15 protein-coding genes are annotated in these 18,661 nt (G+C 60.2%); 7 read left to right on the top strand and 8 right to left on the bottom strand.

Going from position 1 to position 18,661, the window contains the following annotated elements; genetic code table 11:
* Positions 1-154 precede the first annotated feature (154 nt).
* The 4 genes from map to MYY08_RS16025 all read left to right on the top strand — a co-directional run bounded on the left by map (position 155) and on the right by MYY08_RS16025 (position 5,393).
* On the top strand, positions 155-949 hold the full coding sequence (map, locus tag MYY08_RS16040) for a type I methionyl aminopeptidase (RefSeq protein ID WP_038628069.1): 795 nt from the start codon (positions 155-157) through the stop codon (positions 947-949).
* An 85-nt stretch (positions 950-1,034) separates the two neighbouring features.
* Positions 1,035-3,689: a bifunctional uridylyltransferase/uridylyl-removing protein GlnD gene (gene glnD, locus MYY08_RS16035; protein WP_038628071.1), complete on the top strand. Its 2,655-nt coding sequence runs from the start codon at positions 1,035-1,037 to the stop codon at positions 3,687-3,689.
* A 101-nt stretch (positions 3,690-3,790) separates the two neighbouring features.
* Positions 3,791-4,618, top strand: coding sequence for a 2,3,4,5-tetrahydropyridine-2,6-dicarboxylate N-succinyltransferase (dapD, locus tag MYY08_RS16030; RefSeq protein ID WP_038630120.1), 828 nt, complete (start codon positions 3,791-3,793; stop codon positions 4,616-4,618).
* 382 nt (positions 4,619-5,000) lie between these two features.
* Positions 5,001-5,393, top strand: coding sequence for a DUF3461 family protein (locus tag MYY08_RS16025; protein ID WP_038628074.1), 393 nt, complete (start codon positions 5,001-5,003; stop codon positions 5,391-5,393).
* 37 nt (positions 5,394-5,430) lie between these two features.
* On the opposite strand, the gene MYY08_RS16020 is transcribed toward MYY08_RS16025, so the two are convergent.
* The 3 genes from MYY08_RS16020 to dgt form a co-directional block, all read right to left on the bottom strand.
* Positions 5,431-6,588, bottom strand: coding sequence for a CdaR family transcriptional regulator (locus tag MYY08_RS16020; protein WP_038628075.1), 1,158 nt, complete (start codon positions 6,586-6,588; stop codon positions 5,431-5,433).
* Between the two features lie 217 nt (positions 6,589-6,805).
* Positions 6,806-8,242, bottom strand: coding sequence for a serine endoprotease DegP (degP, locus tag MYY08_RS16015; RefSeq protein WP_038628078.1), 1,437 nt, complete (start codon positions 8,240-8,242; stop codon positions 6,806-6,808).
* A gap of 150 nt (positions 8,243-8,392) precedes the next feature.
* Positions 8,393-9,883 carry a dGTPase gene (dgt, locus tag MYY08_RS16010; RefSeq protein WP_038628081.1) on the bottom strand — a complete coding sequence of 497 codons (1,491 nt, stop codon included), beginning with the start codon at positions 9,881-9,883 and terminating at the stop codon, positions 8,393-8,395.
* A 105-nt stretch (positions 9,884-9,988) separates the two neighbouring features.
* Between dgt and mtnN the strand changes: the two genes are divergently transcribed.
* Positions 9,989-10,687: a 5'-methylthioadenosine/S-adenosylhomocysteine nucleosidase gene (gene mtnN, locus MYY08_RS16005; protein ID WP_038628084.1), complete on the top strand. Its 699-nt coding sequence runs from the start codon at positions 9,989-9,991 to the stop codon at positions 10,685-10,687.
* Positions 10,680-11,477, top strand: coding sequence for a vitamin B12 ABC transporter substrate-binding protein BtuF (gene btuF / locus MYY08_RS16000; protein ID WP_038628086.1), 798 nt, complete (start codon positions 10,680-10,682; stop codon positions 11,475-11,477). The genes mtnN and btuF overlap by 8 nt, the downstream gene beginning before the upstream one ends.
* Positions 11,478-11,603: 126 nt before the next feature.
* Here btuF and erpA read toward each other — a convergent pair whose 3' ends face one another.
* Positions 11,604-11,951 carry an iron-sulfur cluster insertion protein ErpA gene (gene erpA / locus MYY08_RS15995; protein ID WP_038628088.1) on the bottom strand — a complete coding sequence of 116 codons (348 nt, stop codon included), beginning with the start codon at positions 11,949-11,951 and terminating at the stop codon, positions 11,604-11,606.
* Between the two features lie 88 nt (positions 11,952-12,039).
* A complete protein-coding gene (gene clcA, locus MYY08_RS15990; RefSeq protein WP_052133947.1) occupies positions 12,040-13,458 on the bottom strand; it encodes a H(+)/Cl(-) exchange transporter ClcA in 1,419 nt (472 codons plus the stop codon).
* 161 nt (positions 13,459-13,619) lie between these two features.
* Here clcA and hemL point away from each other — a divergent pair, with 161 nt between their 5' ends.
* A complete protein-coding gene (gene hemL, locus MYY08_RS15985; protein WP_038628089.1) occupies positions 13,620-14,900 on the top strand; it encodes a glutamate-1-semialdehyde 2,1-aminomutase in 1,281 nt (426 codons plus the stop codon).
* A gap of 78 nt (positions 14,901-14,978) precedes the next feature.
* Here the strand turns inward: hemL and fhuB are convergent, their stop codons facing one another.
* The 3 genes from fhuB to fhuC are packed head-to-tail and all read right to left on the bottom strand — an operon-like array spanning position 14,979 to position 18,646.
* Complete coding sequence (gene fhuB, locus MYY08_RS15980) at positions 14,979-16,961, bottom strand: Fe(3+)-hydroxamate ABC transporter permease FhuB (protein ID WP_038628092.1); 1,983 nt, start codon at positions 16,959-16,961, stop codon at positions 14,979-14,981.
* Entirely contained in the window at positions 16,961-17,836 is an 876-nt protein-coding gene (fhuD, locus tag MYY08_RS15975) for a Fe(3+)-hydroxamate ABC transporter substrate-binding protein FhuD (protein WP_038628094.1), read from the bottom strand. The genes fhuB and fhuD overlap by 1 nt, the downstream gene beginning before the upstream one ends.
* Positions 17,837-17,851: 15 nt before the next feature.
* Positions 17,852-18,646, bottom strand: a complete 795-nt coding sequence (gene fhuC / locus MYY08_RS15970; protein WP_288014904.1) for a Fe3+-hydroxamate ABC transporter ATP-binding protein FhuC — start codon at positions 18,644-18,646, stop codon at positions 17,852-17,854.
* Positions 18,647-18,661 lie beyond the last annotated feature (15 nt).

Here is an 18,661-nt window from a genome sequence, read left to right as displayed (position 1 = left end):
CCGCGCGCGCCAATCGCCCTGACCGTCCTTCGTAGCGGCAAGCGACGCCGTCGTCGGCAGATTAACGGTCAGTGGCAGCGCGCAGGCTGACCTGCTAACATGGCTCCACTTGCTCTATTATTGTCGAAAATGACGACAACTGCGGATAAAATTAATGGCAATTTCAATTAAAACCCCAGAAGAAATCGAAAAAATGCGCGTGGCGGGCCGTCTTGCCGCCGAAGTGCTGGAGATGATCGAGCCTCACGTGAAGCCGGGCGTTTCCACCGGCGAACTCGATCGGATCTGCAACGACTATATCGTCAACACGCAGAAGGCGATTTCTGCCAGCCTGGGCTATCACGGCTTCCCGAAATCGGTCTGCATTTCGGTGAACGACGTAGTATGTCATGGCATTCCGAGCGACGATAAGCTGCTGAAAGACGGCGACATCGTCAATATCGACGTGACGGTCATTAAAGACGAGTATCACGGCGACACGTCCAAAATGTATATCGTCGGCAAACCGACCATTCTGGGCGAGCGTCTCTGCCGCGTCACGCAGGAGAGCCTCTATTTAGCGCTGCGCATGGTGAAGCCGGGCATCCGTCTGCGCACGCTGGGCCGCGAAATTCAGAAGTATGTCGAGGCGCAGGATTTCTCCGTAGTGCGTGAATATTGTGGACACGGCATCGGCAAAGGCTTCCATGAAGAGCCGCAGGTGCTGCACTACGACGCGGATGACGGCGGCGTCGTGCTTCAACCGGGTATGACCTTCACCATCGAACCCATGGTCAACGCGGGCGATTACCGCATCCGCAGCATGAAAGATGGCTGGACGGTAAAAACCAAAGATCGCAGCTTGTCCGCGCAGTATGAACACACTATTGTGGTGACAGATAACGGCTGTGAAATTCTTACCCTGCGTAAAGACGACACCATTCCGGCAGTGCTGGTAAACGAAGCCTGAGGGCAGCGCGCGCCTGCCTGAATGTGATTTGCGAAAGCCGGCTGCCCGCCGGCTTTTTTTATGGCGAAAGCGGAGCAATCTTTCCATGAGCAATGGCGTAACCGAAGAAGTAAAACATGGCCTGGCGGATTCGCCGTCGGAGTGGGACGACGCCCAGCTTACGCGCGAGACGCTAAAACAGCATCTTGACCGTTTTCAACAGCATCTCGCCGCCGCCTTCGACGCCGGCGAAGAGGTGGAAACGCTGATTGACGCCCGCACGCTGTTTATCGATCGACTGCTGCGCCGCCTGTGGCGCTTTTACGGCTTTGAAGAGGTGGCGGAGATCGCGTTGGTGGCGGTAGGCGGCTATGGCCGCGGCGAGCTGCATCCGCTTTCCGACGTCGACCTGCTGATTCTGAGCCGCACGCCGCTGGAGGAGTCGACGGCGGCGCGCACCAGCGAGCTGCTGACGCTGCTGTGGGACCTGAAGCTGGAGGTCGGCCACAGCGTGCGCACGCTGGAAGAGTGTCTGCTGGAAGGCCTCGCCGACCTGACCGTCGCCACCAATCTGATCGAATCGCGCATGCTGATCGGCGACGTAGCGCTGTTTCTGGAACTGCAAAAGCATATTTTCAGCGACGGCTTCTGGCCTTCGGACCGCTTTTACGCGGCGAAAATCGCCGAGCAGCAGGAGCGCCATAAACGCTATCACGGCACCAGCTACAACCTGGAGCCGGATATTAAAAGCAGTCCCGGCGGCCTGCGCGATATCCATACGCTGCTGTGGGTCGCGCGGCGCCATTTCGGCGCCACCTCGCTGGATGAGATGGTCGGTTTCGGCTTTCTCACCGAGGCGGAGCGCAACGAGCTGAACGAGTGCCAGACGTTCCTGTGGCGCATCCGCTTCTCTCTGCACCTGACCCTGCCCCGCTACGATAACCGCCTGCTGTTCGATCGCCAGCTAACCGTCGCGCAGCGCCTGAACTACCAGGGCGAAGGCAACGAGCCGGTCGAACGCATGATGAAAGATTTCTTTCGCGTCACGCGGCGCATCGGCGAACTTAACCAGATGCTGTTGCAGCTGTTTGACGACGCCATTCTGGCGCTGGAGGCGACCGATAAACCGGTGCCGATTGATGACGATTTCCAACTGCGCGGCACGCTGATCGATCTGCGCGACGACGCGCTGTTTATCCGCCAGCCGGAAGCGATCATGCGCATGTTCTGGGTAATGGTGCGCAATGAAAATATCAAAGGCATCTACTCCTCCACGCTGCGCCAGCTGCGCCATGCGCGCCGCAATCTGCGTCAGTCGCTCTGCTACCTGCCGGAGGCGCGCCGCTACTTCCTCTCTATCCTGCGCCATCCCGGCGCGGTGAGCCGGGCGCTGGTGCCGATGCACCGTCACAGCGTGCTGTCGGCCTATCTGCCGCAGTGGAGCAAAATCGTCGGGCAGATGCAGTTCGACCTGTTTCACGCCTACACGGTGGATGAACATACCGTGCGCGTGCTGCAAAAGCTGGAAAGCTTCGCCTGCGAAACCACCCGTTCGCGCCATCCGCTCTGTGTCGAACTCTGGCCGCGCCTGCCGCAGCCGGAGCTGCTGCTTATCGCAGCGCTGTTTCACGATATCGCCAAAGGTCGCAACGGCGACCACTCGATTCTCGGCGCGCAGGACGCGCTGGCGTTTGCCGAGCTGCACGGTTTGAATTCGCGTGAGGCGCAGCTGATCGCCTGGCTGGTGCGCTATCACCTGCTGATGTCGGTCACCGCCCAGCGCCGCGATATTCAGGACCCAGCGGTGATCCAGCAGTTCGCCGAGGTGATGCACAATGAAAACCGCCTGCGCTATCTGGTCTGCCTGACCGTGGCGGATATCTGCGCCACCAACGAAACGCTGTGGAACAGCTGGAAGCAGAGCCTGTTGCGCGAACTCTTTTTCGCCACTGAAAAACAGCTGCGGCGCGGCATGGAAAACTCGCCCGACCTGCGCGAGCGCGTGCGCCATCATCGATTGCAGGCGTTGGCGCTGCTGCGCATGGACAATATTAATGAAGAAACGCTGCATCAAATCTGGAGCCGCTGCCGCGCCGACTATTTCCTGCGCCATACGCCGAATCAGCTGGCGTGGCACGCGCGTCATCTGATGAATCACGATCTCAGCAAGCCGCTGGTGCTGGTCAGCCCGCAGGCGACGCGCGGCGGCACGGAAGTTTTTATCTGGAGCCCCGACCGTCCTTATCTGTTCGCCGCCGTAGCGGGCGAGCTGGATCGTCGCAATCTCAGCGTGCATGACGCGCAAATCTTTACCAGCCGCGACGGCATGGCGATGGATACTTTTATCGTGCTGGAGCCGGACGGCAGCCCGCTGGCGCCCGATCGTCACCAGATGATCACCCAGGCGCTGGAGCAGGCGATCGCGCAGACCAGCTGGACGCCGCCGCGCACCCGCCGCCAGTCAGCGAAGCTGAAGCACTTTAACGTCGATACCGAGGTGCGCTTCCTGCGCTCGTTCAACGATCGCCGCACCTGGCTGGAGCTGGTGGCGCTCGACCGACCCGGCCTGCTGGCGCAGGTAGGAGAGGTCTTTGCCGATTTAGGCATCTCGCTGCACGGCGCGCGCATCAGCACCATCGGCGAGCGGGTGGAGGATCTGTTTATCCTCGCCGACGATGAGCGCCAGGCGCTGAGCGCCAATTTACGTCATAAGCTGCAACAACGGTTGACAGCGGCCCTTAATCCAAACGATAAAGTGTGACCCCGATTTTTTAACACCGTCGTTCACCAGACTATCGGGCCAGCAGCGGGGATCTGCGTCCTTGCCCAACGGTGAATGCAATAACCAGGATGAAAATGCAAATGCAACAGTTACAGAGTGTTATTGAGCGCGCGTTCGAGTCACGCGCAGACATCACGCCAGCCAACGTTGACGCGGAAACGCGCGACGCGGTTAACCAGGTCATTGCTCTGCTCGACAGCGGCGCGCTGCGCGTCGCCGAAAAGATCGACGGCGAGTGGGTGACCCACCAGTGGCTGAAAAAGGCGGTGCTGCTCTCTTTCCGCATCAATGACAATCAGGTAATTGAAGGGGCTGAAAGCCGTTTCTATGACAAAGTGCCGATGAAGTTCGCTGATTACGACGAAGCGCGCTTTAAAAAAGAGGGCTTCCGCGTGGTGCCGCCTGCCGCCGTGCGTCAGGGTGCTTATATCGCCCGCAACACCGTGTTAATGCCTTCCTACGTCAATATCGGCGCGTTTGTCGATGAAGGCTCTATGGTTGATACCTGGGCGACCGTGGGCTCCTGCGCGCAGATCGGCAAAAACGTCCACCTTTCCGGCGGCGTGGGCATTGGCGGCGTGCTGGAGCCGCTGCAGGCGAATCCGACCATTATCGAAGACAACTGCTTTATCGGCGCGCGCTCTGAAATCGTGGAAGGCGTAATCGTTGAAGAAGGTTCGGTGATCTCAATGGGCGTCTACATCGGCCAGAGCACCAAAATTTACGACCGCGAAACCGGCGAAATCCACTATGGCCGCGTCCCAGCCGGCTCCGTGGTGGTTTCCGGCAACCTGCCGTCAAAAGATGGCTCTTATAGCCTCTACTGCGCCGTGATCGTGAAAAAAGTCGATGCGAAAACACGCGGCAAAGTCGGCATCAATGAGCTGCTCCGCACCATTGACGAGTAACGCCTGATCTCCGCCCTGCCCATCGCGGCGGGGCGCTTTCATCGCAGTTTCCCGCTGCGCCAGTTCGCCCCAGCCTGACCTTATCGCGTCGTCGTTTTTTCTGACAATCCGCTATTATTCGCCCTTCCCTGCCTGCCCGCTGCGTTTGGTTTTATCCGCTCATGCTGCAATAAATTAAAGATGCGTTTATTTTTTATGCAGGCGATAATTCAGCTCAGTAATTTCTGCGGCGCGATGTCCCGAAAGTTATCGTTTAAGTCTACAGTGATCACAGGCGCTTTTTCCTGCGCAGGCAGGAAGCCGGTGCGGCCTTTAGGGGTCGACATGAAGTGTAACGGAACCGTTGCGACGCCCCAATTTCACCTTCACAGGAAGCATTGCCATGTATGACAATTTAAAAAGCCTGGGCATTTCTAATCCGGAAGATATCGATCGCTACAGTCTGCGTCAGGAAGCGAACAACGACATTCTGAAAATTTACTTCCGCAAAGATAAGGGCGAATTTTTTGCCAAAAGCGTGAAGTTTAAATACCCGCGCCAGCGTAAGACCGTGGTCGCCGACGGCCTCGGCCAGGGCTATAAAGAAGTACAGGAGATCAGCCCTAATCTGCGCTACGTGATCGACGAACTGGATCAGATTTGCCAGCGCGATCAGGTTGAGATCGATCTGAAACGTAAAATCCTCGACGATCTACGCCATCTGGAGAGCGTGGTCTCCAATAAGATTGCGGAAATTGAATCCGACCTGGATAAGTTAACCCGCAATAGCCGCTAACGGAAAACGCGCCGCGCCACACGCGGCGTTTCCCTTCTCAGGGCTGTTCATCCAGCTGCAGCGCCACGTAGAGCAGCAGCCGATCGTCAAACTGGTTCAGATTCAGCCCGGTCAGCTCGGAAATACGGTTCAGCCGGTATTCCAGCGTATTGCGATGAATAAACAGCGCCCGCGCCGTTGCCGACGGCTGTACGTTATGGCTGAACCAGGCGAGCAGCGTGCGCCGCAACAGGCCGTTGTTGTCCATCGCTTTGAGTTTCATCAGCGGACGCGACAGCTCATTGGCCTGCCAGCCGCCGCGCAGGCTGTCCAGCAGTACCGGCAGCACCAGATCCTGATAAAAATAGCTGCGCTGATCGGGCATCCGCTGCTTGCCTACCGCCATCGTAGTGCGCGCCGTGCGGTAAGAGCGGGCGATGCTGCCTGCGCCGGTGAAGTAGTTGCCCAGCGCGATGCGGATGCGCAGATGGCCGCTCTCTTTCATACGCCCCAGCAGCAGCTCAACGCGGCGGCGATGATCGTCCTGATCGTAACGTCCATGCGCGTTCAGTGCCGGTTTCAGCACCACCATCTCCGTCAGCGACACAATGGCGATCAGGTTATCGCGCTCCGGCGTGGTCAGCAGCGTTTGCAGCTGCTGTAGCTCCGCCATCGCGCTGTCGACGCCCAGCTGCCCGCTGTCCACCTCGACCACCGCCGCCACGCGCGGTTGATTGATATCGATCCCCAGTCGCTGCGCCCACTCCATCAGCGCTGGCGAAAGCGTCTCGCTGCGGATCAGATTCAACACCAACTCTTCGCGCAGGCGGCTATCCTGCGCCAGCATATGCAGCAGCCGCCCCTGCTCCAGCATCATCTCCGCCGTCATGCAGACCAGCTCGCCATACTGGCGCAGCGAAACCGGATCGCCGGTCAACCCAATGACGCCAACAATCTCGCCGGCGATACGCAGCGGTAGGTTGATGCCTGGCCGCACGCCATGCAGATGACGCGCCACGGCTTCATCGATATCCACTACGCGCGCCTGCGACAGCGCCAGTAGTGCCCCTTCGTGTAGTTCACCGATACGTTCCCGATCGCCGCTGCCGATAATGCGGCCGCGTGCGTCCATCACGTTGACGTTGCTGTCGATAATCTTCATGGTGCGCGCCACGATATCCTGAGCCAGACGAGCATCCAGGTGATAGTTAGCCATCATTAGCTCCAGCAATAACAGGGGAGAAACAGCATACGTTGGCCGTTGCAGTGAAGCATTGTGCATTTGCACAAAGCCCCGCTTCGATTGATAAATTTGCGGTAGGTATCACAAAGCGACAGAGAAAAGTAGCGGCGTAAAAAAGCCCGACGGACAGGCCGCCGGGCCGCAGGGACTTCGCCTTTTTACGTTCGGGCGGCTCAGCCGCCCGAACATCTTACTGCATCAACAGATAGATATTGCTGTCGCCGCGTTTGATATTCAGCGCCAGCACAGACGGCTTGGTATCCAGCACTTTACGCAGTTCGCCGAGGTTAGTGACCGGCTGCTGGTTGACGCCCAGAATCAGGTCATCTTTCTTCAGGCCGATACGCGCGGCGGCGCTGTTCGGTTTAACGCTGTCCACGCGTACCCCTTTCTGCCCGTTAACCACCGCGTTGCTCAAGTCGGCGCCTTCGATACCGGTATAGATAGTGGCGGAATCGACTTTATCCTGAGAGCTTTGCTGTAATTCCACCGTCACCGTCAACGGTTTGCCGTCGCGCAGCAGACCCAGCTCCAGCTTGGTGCCGACCGGCAGCGAGCCGACTTCGGCGCGCAGTGCGGCAAAGCTGGAAATCTGTTTCTTGTTCAGCGAGATCACCACGTCGCCCGCTTTGATGCCTGCTTTCGCGGCGGACGATTTCGGCATCACCTGGCTGACGAAGGCGCCGCGCTGCGCGTCGACCTTCATCGCTTTCGCCAGCTCGGAGTTCAGCTCGGTGCCCCTAATGCCCAGCTCGCCGCGTTTCACCTGGCCGAACTCCACCATCTGCGCGGTCAGGTTTCTCACCATATTGCTCGGAATGGCGAAGCCGATGCCGATATTGCCGCCGTCCGGCGCGAGGATCGCGGTGTTGATGCCGATCAGCTCGCCGTTCAGGTTTACCAGCGCGCCGCCGGAGTTGCCGCGGTTAATAGCGGCGTCGGTCTGAATAAAGTTTTCGTAGTTTTCTACGTTCAGACCGCTGCGGCCCAGTGCGGAAACGATGCCGGAAGTGACGGTTTCGCCAAGGCCGTAAGGGTTGCCGATCGCCACGGTATAGTCGCCGACGCGCAGGCTGTCTGAGTCGGCGATCTTAATCGCGGTAAGGTTTTTAAAGTCCTGTAGCTGAATCAGCGCGATATCGGAGCGCGGATCTTTGCCGATGACTTTCGCCTCATAGCGGCGTCCGTCGCTGAGCTGCACCTGAATTTTCGTCGCGTTGTCGACCACGTGGTTGTTGGTCACCACATAGCCCTTCTCCGCGTTAATCACCACGCCGGAGCCCAACGCTCGGAATTTCTGCTGCGGCGCGGCGTTGCCGCCCGGCGCTGCGCCCTGGCACATCGGCGAGTTCTGGAACGGCGAGCCGTCCTGACAGAAAGGCGAGTTGTCGCCGAAGAACTGTTGGAACTGCGGCGGCAGACGCGGCGTACGAGCGGTGGTGCTGCCTTCAACGTTAATGCTGACGACGGAAGGCATCACTTTTTCCAGCATGGGGGCCAGGCTGGGTAATTGCTGAGTGGAAGTGGTGGAAGAAGAAGCGGTTTCTGCCGCCATCACATATGCCGGGCTCATCGCCATTCCCAGGCTTAAAGCCAGCGCGCTTAATACAAGAGCTGTTTTTTTCATTCGTCTGTTACTCGTATCGGATCAATGAAGCTAACCATAACAATGGTAGTGTTGATGAGATTAATTTTTTACCGCAAAGTTCATCAGTAACTTTTTGGCAAAAGTAAAAAAATATTCTGCATCTTTACAAAACTCCTTTTTATTACTTCACTATTCAACCGCCATTAAACGTCGGTATTCATCCCAGGCGTACAGGTCGGTCATTCCACTAATATAATCCTGAATCAGACGCGCGCGGTAATAACGCTCCCACAACAGCCGTTGATATTTGTGTTCAATCTTTACCGTGCGCATATGCTGCTGATAGGCGCGCCGGTGCTTGCCGGAGAGTTTATGAAACAGTCGGGTTTCAATAGGATGTCCGGCAAGGAAATCTTCCGTCATCAGCGTAGTGAAGGCCTCGTAATTAAGCGCCAGCAGCGGCTGATAAATATCCAGCAGCCCTTTTATCACACGATAGCCCTGTAATTCCAGCTGCTCGACTTCAGAGTGATTAAATACGTGGCGGCGGGCGACGGTTTTAAATAAGGCCAGCAGTCGCCCCTCTTCGCCCTCGTCTTCTAACAGCGCATGGTTAAAGTCGCCGTTAAATATCGCCTCAAGATTATTTACGAAACGGTTTACCGCATGGCTGACCAGCACATTCTGCACGCTGACGCGCAGCGACATAAAAAACTGGTCGCTTCTGCCGCGTATTTTTTTGCCGTTAGCCTCGCGCCAGGCGTAGCCGATGGTGCGGCTGAAGGCATCGCCGGGACGCACCGGCCCCCAGAGTTTTTCCAGATAGCCGTAGAGCATATCGACATTGAAAATCGCTTTCTCCACCGCATCGTCAAGGTCGGCGATGCAGTAAGAAATATCGTCCGCCGCCTCCATTATCCAGGTAAGAGGAAAACGGTGATGCTCTTTCAGCTGCGTGGCAGCGCGCAGCTCGGCGATGTAATGGCGTTCGGAAAGATAAAAGCCCGGCTTTTTCATCAGGGTGGTGAACTGCGCGGGCTTGTCGCCCTGCCACCAGGCGGGCGCGGTATATTTCAGAATGCAGGCGACCTGGCAGTAGGTCAGATTAAGCTGCAACAGCGTGTGCACCAGGCGGATCGCCTGCGCATTGCCTTCGAAGTGACAGAGATCCTGCCGGATCATCGCATTCAGCTGGTTAAAGCCGTCGCGCTGCTCATCCCCTTCGACGCCGGCGATCAGCGGATCCACCAGCTCCGCCGGCAGATTGGCGTCAAACCAGTCGTTGATCGCCGCCTCGCCGAAATGGCCGAACGGCGGATTGCCTACGTCATGCAGCAGACAGGCCATCTCGACCAGGCTTTCAAACGCGCCCGCCAGCTCCTGGAGGCCGTACTTTTCCAGCCCGCCCTGATTTTTCAAGGTTTCGAGGATCTCTTTGGCGATATAGCGTCCGGTTTGCTGCACCTCCAGCGAATGGGTCAAACGCGAGCGCACCGCGGCATTGCGCTCCAGCGGAAAAACCTGCGTTTTCTGTTGCAGACGTCGAATAGCGGCAGAGTTGATAATGCGCCCGCGATCGCTTTCAAAGTGACGGGTAATGGCATATTCCCCCTGCGGCGCTTCCCGACTGTTCCACGGCCGCTGAAAGCTGATTCGCTGCCGGAAATTAATCTTCTCCATCCATTCCACCTTGTTTCTGCATGAAAACATCTCTCCGCGAGCATGTGGTAGACTATGCAACACTTCAAACGCTGAATTCCACTTTAATTACAGGCGAGCAACTCTATGAAAGCAGGCATTATTGGCGCGATGGAGCAGGAAGTTACCCTGCTGCGCGATAAAATCGAGAACCGTGAAACGCTTTCCATCGCAGGCTGCGAAATTTACACCGGCACGCTGAATGGCGTGGAGGTCGCGCTGTTGAAATCGGGTATTGGTAAAGTTTCCGCCGCGATGGGCACTGCGCTGCTGCTGGAGCGCTGCCGCCCGGACATGGTGATCAATACCGGTTCGGCGGGCGGCCTCGCCTCTTCGCTGAAGGTGGGCGATATCGTGGTGTCGGACGAAGTGCGCTATCACGACGCCGACGTGACCGCTTTCGGTTATGAGCCAGGGCAAATGGCGGGCTGCCCGGCCGCCTTCCCGGCCGACGAGAAACTGATCGCCGCGGCGGAAAGCTGCATTCAGCAGCTGAACCTGCATGCGGTGCGCGGCCTGGTGGTGAGCGGCGACGCCTTTATCAACGGCGCGGAGCCGCTGGCGCGCATTCGCGCGACCTTCCCGCAGGCGATTGCAGTAGAGATGGAAGCGACGGCTATCGGCCATGTATGCCATCAATTCGCCACGCCGTTCGTGGTGATCCGCGCCATCTCCGACGTGGCGGATCAGGAATCGCATCTCAGCTTCGAAGAGTTTCTCAGCGTGGCGGCGAAACAGTCCTCCCTGCTGGTGGAAACGCTGCTGGGCCAGCTGGCGCGTGGCTAAATGGCTGCTGGGGCTGCTGACGCTCTGGCTGTGCGCGGCCATGGCCGCCGCCGCGCCGCGCGTTATCACCCTGGCGCCGCACCTTACCGAACTCGCCTTCGCCGCTGGCATCACGCCGGTGGCGGTCAGCGCCTGGTCCGATTATCCGCCAGAGGCGAAGCAGCTTGAACAAGTCGCTAACTGGCAGGGCATCAAGCTGGAGCGCATTCTGGCGCTGAAGCCGGATCTGGTGTTGGCCTGGCGCGGCGGCACGCCACAGCGTCAAATCGATCAGCTACGCGCGCTGGGCGTAACGGTGCTCTGGCTCGATCCCAGCGCCATTGACGACATTCCTGCCGCGTTGCGTCAACTGGCGCCGTGGAGTCCGCATCCGCAGCAGGCGCAGGCCGCCGCCGATCGACTGGCGGCGCGCTTTGCGGCGCTGCGCCAGCGTCACGCAGACCAGCCTCGTCATCGGGTGTTCTTACAGTTCGGCCAGCGGCCGCTGTTTACGGCCGCGCGCAATACGCTGCAAAACCAGCTGGTAGCGCTGTGCGGCGGCGACAACATCTTTGCCGACAGCGCGGCGCCCTGGCCGCAGGTCAGCCGCGAACAGGTACTGACGCGCCATCCCGATCTGATAGTCATTCCCGGCGACAGCGACGCCGCCGAGCGCACCGCCCGTTTCTGGCAGCCGCAGCTCGCCGCTCAGGTGATCGCCATCCCGGAAGACTGGCTGAGCCGCCCCGGCCCGCGCAGCATTTTGGCTGCGGAAAAACTCTGCCAGGCGCTGCAATCGCAAAAATCCTGATTAAAGGTCACGTTAAGCACGCAGGAAAGGAGGCGAATATCAAACAGGAGACGCGCCTGATTACCGTAGAAGGGTAACGGCGGTAAAAACAGATGGGCCTTACTCCAGGTAAGGCCCATTTTCTTATCAGATGCTGAACGAAGAACCGCAGCCGCAGGTGGTTTTCGCATTCGGGTTAGTGACGATAAAACGGGAGCCTTCCAGACCCTCGGTATAATCCACCGAACCGCCCACCAGATATTGCAGGCTCATCGGATCGACCACCAGCGATACGCCCGATTTCTCGATCGTCATGTCGCCATCATTGATCTTATCGTCGAAGGTGAAGCCATACTGGAAACCGCTGCAACCGCCGCCGGTAATATAGACGCGCAGTTTCAGATCTGGATTATCTTCATCGGCGATCAGGGTTTTTACCTTGCTGGCTGCCGCATCGGTAAACTGCAGCGGCAGTGCTGCTACTTCATCACTCATTGAAACACTCCGCAGTTAATCAGGTCGCAACCTGTCAGGCCAGAAATGGCCGTGCTTGTCAATATTATCTAATAGCCTGGTACAGCAATCAAGCATTCGCCCTCGCACTCTGTGCCTTTTCCTCTTCCTGCTGCGCCTGCTGTTTCGCCAGCGTGCGCGCCAGCAGCGAAGAGTAAAGCGGCTTGCCGCCGAAAAACTGCGCCACCAGCGTGGCGCCGAGGCAGGTGATGATCATCGGTAGAATCAGCTGATAATTATCGGTCATCTCCAGCACCAGCACGATGCCGGTCAGCGGCGCGCGCACCGAGGCGGCGAACAGCGCGCCCATGCCGGCGATGGCGAAGGTGCCGGGTTCAAGCGTCAGCCCCGGCAGCAGCGTTGCGCAGGCCATGCCGAAGGCGGTGCCGAGCAGCGTGCCCAGCGCCAGCATCGGCGCGAAAATGCCGCCCGGCGCGCCGGAACCGAAGCAGAGCAGCGTGGTAATCACCCGCGCGATAAAAATAAACAGCAGCATCCCCACGCTATAGTGTCCTGCCGCCGCGACAGGGATCAGGCCGAAGCCGCCCCCGGCCGCCTCCGGCTCGATCACCGCGAGAATGCCGCACAGCCCGCCCAACAGCGCGCCGATAATCAGCGCTTTTTTCATCACGCCGCCGTGCAGCCGCTGAAAAAAGTCCTGAGTACGGAAGATCAGCGCGTTGAACAGCACGCCGACGATGCCGAACAGCATGCCCAGCACCAGATAGAGCCAGAGCGTATTAATCGGCGCGTTGGCCAGCTTGCCGACCGCGATCACCGCCTTCTCGCCGTTGAAATAGCGAAAAACGATGCTCGACATAATCACGCCGATAAACACCGCCTTAATCGAAATCAGGCTGTAGCGGAACTGTAACCGCATCTCTTCGATAATAAACAGAATGCCCGCCAGCGGCGCATTGAAGGCGGCGGAAAGCCCGGCGGCGGCCCCGGTCGCCAGCAGCGAGTGGCGCGCTTCGGCGCTGCGCATGCGGAACAGATCCAGCACCATGCGCCCGACGTTTCCGCCCAGCTGCACGGTCGGCCCTTCCCTGCCCAGCACCATTCCGGCGCCCAACGTGCCCATGCCGCCGAAAAACTTCACCGGTAAGACGCGCCACCAGCGCACCGGTCGCAGCTCCTCCAGCGCGCCTTCGATCTCAGGTATGCCGGAACCGCCCGCCTCCGGCGCAAAGCGGCGCACCAGCCAGTAGCCGAAGGCCGCCAGCGCCGCGGATAACAGAAAGGCCAGCGGAAAAGCCAGCCACAGATGATCGCCGGTGGTGGCGACCACGCCCAGCCGCCAGGCCTGAACGGCGTTTACCGCTTTTTCAAAAGCGACGCCCACCAGCCCGGCCAGCGTGCCGACAATGCCGGCGACGATCAGAATGGCGACCGGCGTTTTATCGCGGCGCAGCAGCATACGTAGAAAATCAGTACGTCGCAGGGGAACGACATGCAGCTGCTCGGTAGAAGTTGGAGTTTCGTTCATCACGCTCGCATCGGAAAGTTAATGAAGGCCGGTATGATACGCCGCGTGGCGCACATGGGCAAAAATTGCCGTCATGAACAACAATCTTAGCGTGCGCCTTTCAACGCGCGTATAAGTTCCCGTAGAATAGGCGGGTTTTTCTCTCATTCAGGAGCCGATTCATGAGTAAGTCCGAAAACCTGTATCACCAGGCGCAGCGCTCCATTCCCGGCGGCGTTAACTCGCCGGTACGCGCCTTTACCGGCGTCGGCGGCGTCCCCTTGTTTATTGAGCGCGCCGACGGCGCCTGGCTGTACGATGCCGACGGCAAAGCCTATATCGACTACGTCGGTTCCTGGGGACCGATGGTGCTGGGCCACAATCATCCGGCGATCCGCAATGCGGTGATCGAGGCGGCGGAACGCGGCCTGAGCTTCGGCGCGCCGACCGAAATGGAAGTGAAAATGGCGGAGCTGGTGTGCGAGCTGGTGCCGTCAATGGAGATGGTGCGTATGGTGAACTCCGGCACCGAAGCGACCATGAGCGCCATCCGTCTGGCGCGCGGCTTTACCCAGCGCGACAAAATCATCAAATTTGAAGGCTGCTATCACGGCCACGCCGACTGCCTGCTGGTAAAAGCGGGCTCCGGCGCGCTGACCCTCGGCCAGCCAAACTCGCCGGGCGTGCCGGCAGACTTCGCCAAACACACCCTGACCTGCACCTATAACGATCTCGCCTCCGTGCGCGCCGCTTTCGAGCAGTATCCGCATGAGATCGCCTGTATTATCGTCGAACCGGTGGCGGGCAATATGAACTGCATCCCGCCGCAGCCCGATTTCCTGCCGGGCCTGCGCGCGCTGTGCGATGAGTTTGGCGCGCTGCTGATCATCGACGAAGTGATGACCGGCTTCCGCGTGGCGCTGGGCGGCGCGCAGGCGTATTACGGCGTGACGCCGGACCTCACCTGCCTCGGCAAGATCATCGGCGGCGGCATGCCGGTGGGCGCCTTCGGCGGACGCCGCGACGTAATGGAAGCGCTGGCGCCGACCGGCCCGGTTTACCAGGCGGGCACTCTTTCCGGCAACCCGATTGCGATGGCGGCGGGCTACGCCTGTCTGACTGAAATCGCTCAGCCCGGCACGCATGCTACCCTGACCGATCTGACTACGCAGCTGGCGCAGGGCCTGCGCGAAGCGGCGCAGGCGGAAAACATTCCATTGGTGGTGAACCATGTCGGCGGCATGTTCGGCCTGTTCTTTACCGACGCCGAAGAAGTGACCTGCTATGAAGATGTGACGCGCTGCGATACCGAGCGCTTTAAGCGTTTCTTCCATCTGATGCTGGACGAAGGCGTCTACCTGGCGCCGTCGGCGTTTGAAGCGGGCTTTATGTCGCTGGCGCACAGCGCGGAAGATATTCAACGCACCGTTGATGCCGCGCGCCGCAGCTTCTCCCGTCTCTGATTCCTGCCAAAAAAGGGCGCCTCGCGGCGCCCTTCAGATGATCAACCAATAATGCAGCGGGCGATAGCGCCCGCTTTTTTATGTCGCTTTACGCAGCAGCCAGACAAAGTAAGGCGCACCGATAAAAGTCGCCAACAGGCCTGCCGGGATCTGATTCGGAAACGCCGCCATTCTGCCGCACCAGTCGGCGATCAGCATCAATCCGCCGCCGAGCAGCGCGGCGACCGCCAGCTGCGGCAGCGCGCGCCGGAAGCCCAGCATCCGCGCCATATGCGGCGCCATCAGGCCGACAAAGCTCAGCGGCCCGATAGTCAGCGTCGCCGCCGCGGTCAGCGCGGCCGCCAGCAGCAGCAGGCTGAGACGCACCGGCGTCAGCGCCATGCCGATAGCGCGCGCCGTGGCCCCGCCGAGCGGCAGGATCGTCAGCCAGCGGCTGGCGAAAGGCGCGATGCCGACCAGCACGACAGCCACCAGCGCGGTACGTAGCGCCTGCGGCGTATCGACGCCGTAAGTTGATCCCGATATCCAGGTCAGCAGCTGCGCCATACGCGGATCGCCGCTGGCCAGCAGCATCGCCAGCAGCGTGGTCAGCGCGGTGCTGAACGCCATGCCCGCCAGCAACATCCGTTCAGGCGAAAAGCCGCCGCGTCCGGCCACCGCCATAATCAGCAGCAGCGTCACCGCTGCGCCGAGGCTGCCCGCCGGCAGCAGCCAGCCAAAGGCGTCGCCCGGCACCAGAAAAAGCATCAGCACTACGCCGCACGCCGCGCCGGAGCTGATGCCCAGCACTTCCGGGCTGGCCATCGGATTGCCGGTCAGCCGCTGGATCACGCTGCCCGCCACGCCAAGCATCACGCCCGCCGCCAGCGCCGCCGTCATGCGCGGCGCGCGCCACGGTTGTAGCTGATGCCACAATTCGCCGCTGGCCCACTGCCAGCCCTGTGCGTCGCGTCCTAACGAAAGTGCCGTCGCCGCCAGCAGCAGCAGTACGCCCAGCCCCGCCAGCACCCAGAACAGCACATGCTGGCGCTCTGCCGGTACGTTATCGCCCTGATTGAGCTGCGGCGGCACCGCGCCGGTGCGCAGCCGCGGCAGCAGCCAGAGCAGAATCGGCGCGCCGGTCAGCGCGGTTAAGGTGCCGGTAGAGATTTCCCGCCAGTTATCGGCCAGCCAGATCACACACTGATCCGCCAACCAGAGCAGCAGCGCGCCGAGCAGCGGCGCCAGCAGCATGCGGCTGAGCAGACGCCGAGCGCCAAGCAGCTTCGCCATCAGCGGCGAAAAAAGCGCGATAAAGGCGATAATCCCGACGGCGTTGACCAGCATCGCGCTGAGAATAATCGCCAGTCCCAGCGCCGCCAGTCGCACCAGCGACAGCGCCACGCCAAGATTTCTGGCGACGCCGTCATCCAGCCCCAGCAACGTCAGCGGCCGGCGCAGCAGCAGCGCCAGCACGAAGCCCACCAACAGGCGCGGCAGCAAAAAGGCGACGTTGCTCCAGTCCTGCTGGCTTAGCGAGCCGGTGCTCCAGAGAAACAGGTTTTGCAGCTGATCGTGTTTGAAAATGGCGAAGATCTGGTTCACCGCGCCGCAGTAGAGGCTCATCACCAGCCCGGCGAGGATCAGCGTGACCGGCGACAGCCGCTTGCCCCAGGCGATGCCGAACACCAGCAGGCCGATCAGCACCGCGCCCGCCATCGCCGCGATCTGCTGCGTCATCTCTCCGCCCGGCAGCGCCCACAGCGTGACGACCGTCAGACCCAGCTGAGCGCCGCTCGCCACGCCCAGCGTCGTAGGCTCCGCCAGCGGGTTGCGCAGGATCTGCTGAAACAGCACGCCGACCAGCCCCAGGCCCGCGCCGGCTAGCAGCGCGATCGCCAGCCGCGGCAGCAGGCTGAAGTGAAAGACCATCTGATCGATATCATTGCGATCCGGCTGCCAGAGCGCGGTCAGCCACTGCCGCTGCGGCAGATGGTGGGTAAGATTGAGCCCGGTCAGCGCCAGCGAAACCAGGAACAGCGCGCCGATCAGCGTCACCGGAAATGTCCAACTTCTGCGCATCATGCCTCCAGCGCCCGATCGAGCGTACGACAAAATTCCATTACCGAAAGCGTAGCGCCGTAGAACCAGACGGTCGGCACGCGCCGGAAGCGCTGCTGACGCACAAAAGGCAACGATTGCCAGAGTTCGGTCGCGCCGATTTGCGCCATCAGCGCGTCATCGCCGTGCGAGAAGCAGATCGCCTCGGCGTCATGCACCGCCGCCAGGCGTTCAATGCCGATTACCGCACTGCCCCAGAAGTTGGTTTCGCCCTGCCACGCGCTCTGTAAACCAAGCTGTTGCAGCGCTTCAAGAAACAGGCTGCCCTGGCCGAAGACGATCGCGTGGCGGGCATCGATTAGAGACATCAGCAGCAGTGGTTTCGACACGCGCGGCGCCAGTCGCACGCGCATATCGGCCATAAAGCGATCGAACATCGCCAGATGCGCCTGCGCCTGCGGCACTTTATCGATACGCTGCGCCAGCTGCATGATCGAGCGGCGCGCCGAGCTGAGCGGCTTGCCGTCTCCGCTGTTGAACGCGAAGCCCTGACTGGGGGCGATGCGCGACAATCTTTCCGGCGACGGGCCGTAGCCGCTGGAATAGAGAATTAAAGAGGGCTTCAACTGCGTCAGCAGTTCAAGATTCGGCTCGGTGCGCAGGCCAACGTCGATCACGCTGGCGGGTAGCTCAAGGCCGCCCACCCAGTCACGGTAGTTAAAGAGCTCCGCCGCCGCCATCGGCACCACGCCCAGCGTCATCATCAGCTCAAGCGGCAGCCATTCCAGCGCGACGATGCGATGCGTATCGACCGTTTCGGCACGTAGCGTTTGCTGCCAGAGCAGCGGAGAGAGCGCCATCGCGGCAAGCAGACGGCGACGAGTTACAGGCAGCATAAACACATCCTTGTATCAGTAAACGAAGCTGACCGGCGCGCCGCCCTGCGGGTGCGGCAGAATGCCCATGGGAATGTTATAAATGCGCTCAAGCACGTCGCCATGCATGAGGTCGGCGGGCGTGCCCTGCGCAATCACTTCGCCCGCGCGCAGCGCAACCAGATGGTCGCAGTAACGCGCCGCCATATTGATGTCGTGCAGCACCGCAATCACCGTCAACCCGCGCTGCTGGCTGAGGCGCTGAATCAATGCCAGCACCTCGACCTGATGCGCGATATCCAGCGCCGAAGTGGGTTCATCCAATAGCAGGCAGCGGCTGTTTTGCGCCACCAGCATCGCCAGCCAGGCGCGCTGGCGCTCGCCGCCGGAAAGACTATCCACCAGCCGCTGCGCGAACGGCTTCAGGCCCACCAGCGCAATCGCTTCTTCAACGCGCTCCCGATCCTCTTCGCCGTAGCGACCCAGCGCGCCGTGCCAGGGATAACGCCCTACCGCCACCAGTTCGCGTACCGTCATTCCCTCCGCCGCAGGCAGCTGCTGCGGCAGATAGGCGACCTGGCGAGCAAACGCTTTGCTGTTCCACGCTTCCACCGGTTTATCGTTCAGCAGCACGCGACCTTCGCTGGCCGCATGATGGCGACCGAGCATTTTCAGCAGCGTGGATTTACCTGAGCCGTTATGGCCGATCAGGCCAGTCACTTTGCCTGCGGGGAATGTCAAAGAGAGAGGATGCAGCAGCGTACGCCCCGGCACGCCAAAACTGACGCGATCGAGCGTAAAGGTTGTTTCCTGTGGCGACGGATATGACATGGTTATCTTCAACGA

It is taken from the genome of Mixta sp. (genome assembly GCF_024610815.1).
GTDB lineage: Bacteria > Pseudomonadota > Gammaproteobacteria > Enterobacterales > Enterobacteriaceae > Mixta > Mixta calida.
Note: the sequence above shows the minus strand (reverse complement) of the source record. Positions and strands in the feature narration are given on the sequence as shown.

Bases quoted from the DNA above. Each gene is read 5' to 3' on its own strand.
- mtnN (WP_038628084.1), top strand. From the start codon at position 9,989: ATGAAAGCAGGCATTATTGGCGCGATGGAGCAGGAAGTTACCCTGCTG.
- fhuB (WP_038628092.1), bottom strand. From the start codon at position 16,961: ATGCGCAGAAGTTGGACATTTCCGGTGACGCTGATCGGCGCGCTGTTC.
- MYY08_RS16025 (WP_038628074.1), top strand. From the start codon at position 5,001: ATGTATGACAATTTAAAAAGCCTGGGCATTTCTAATCCGGAAGATATC.
- dgt (WP_038628081.1), bottom strand. From the start codon at position 9,883: ATGGAGAAGATTAATTTCCGGCAGCGAATCAGCTTTCAGCGGCCGTGG.
- fhuC (WP_288014904.1), bottom strand. From the start codon at position 18,646: ATGTCATATCCGTCGCCACAGGAAACAACCTTTACGCTCGATCGCGTC.
- degP (WP_038628078.1), bottom strand. From the start codon at position 8,242: ATGAAAAAAACAGCTCTTGTATTAAGCGCGCTGGCTTTAAGCCTGGGA.
- clcA (WP_052133947.1), bottom strand. From the start codon at position 13,458: ATGAACGAAACTCCAACTTCTACCGAGCAGCTGCATGTCGTTCCCCTG.
- glnD (WP_038628071.1), top strand. From the start codon at position 1,035: ATGAGCAATGGCGTAACCGAAGAAGTAAAACATGGCCTGGCGGATTCG.
- MYY08_RS16020 (WP_038628075.1), bottom strand. From the start codon at position 6,588: ATGGCTAACTATCACCTGGATGCTCGTCTGGCTCAGGATATCGTGGCG.
- hemL (WP_038628089.1), top strand. From the start codon at position 13,620: ATGAGTAAGTCCGAAAACCTGTATCACCAGGCGCAGCGCTCCATTCCC.
- erpA (WP_038628088.1), bottom strand. From the start codon at position 11,951: ATGAGTGATGAAGTAGCAGCACTGCCGCTGCAGTTTACCGATGCGGCA.
- fhuD (WP_038628094.1), bottom strand. From the start codon at position 17,836: ATGCTGCCTGTAACTCGTCGCCGTCTGCTTGCCGCGATGGCGCTCTCT.
- dapD (WP_038630120.1), top strand. From the start codon at position 3,791: ATGCAACAGTTACAGAGTGTTATTGAGCGCGCGTTCGAGTCACGCGCA.
- map (WP_038628069.1), top strand. From the start codon at position 155: ATGGCAATTTCAATTAAAACCCCAGAAGAAATCGAAAAAATGCGCGTG.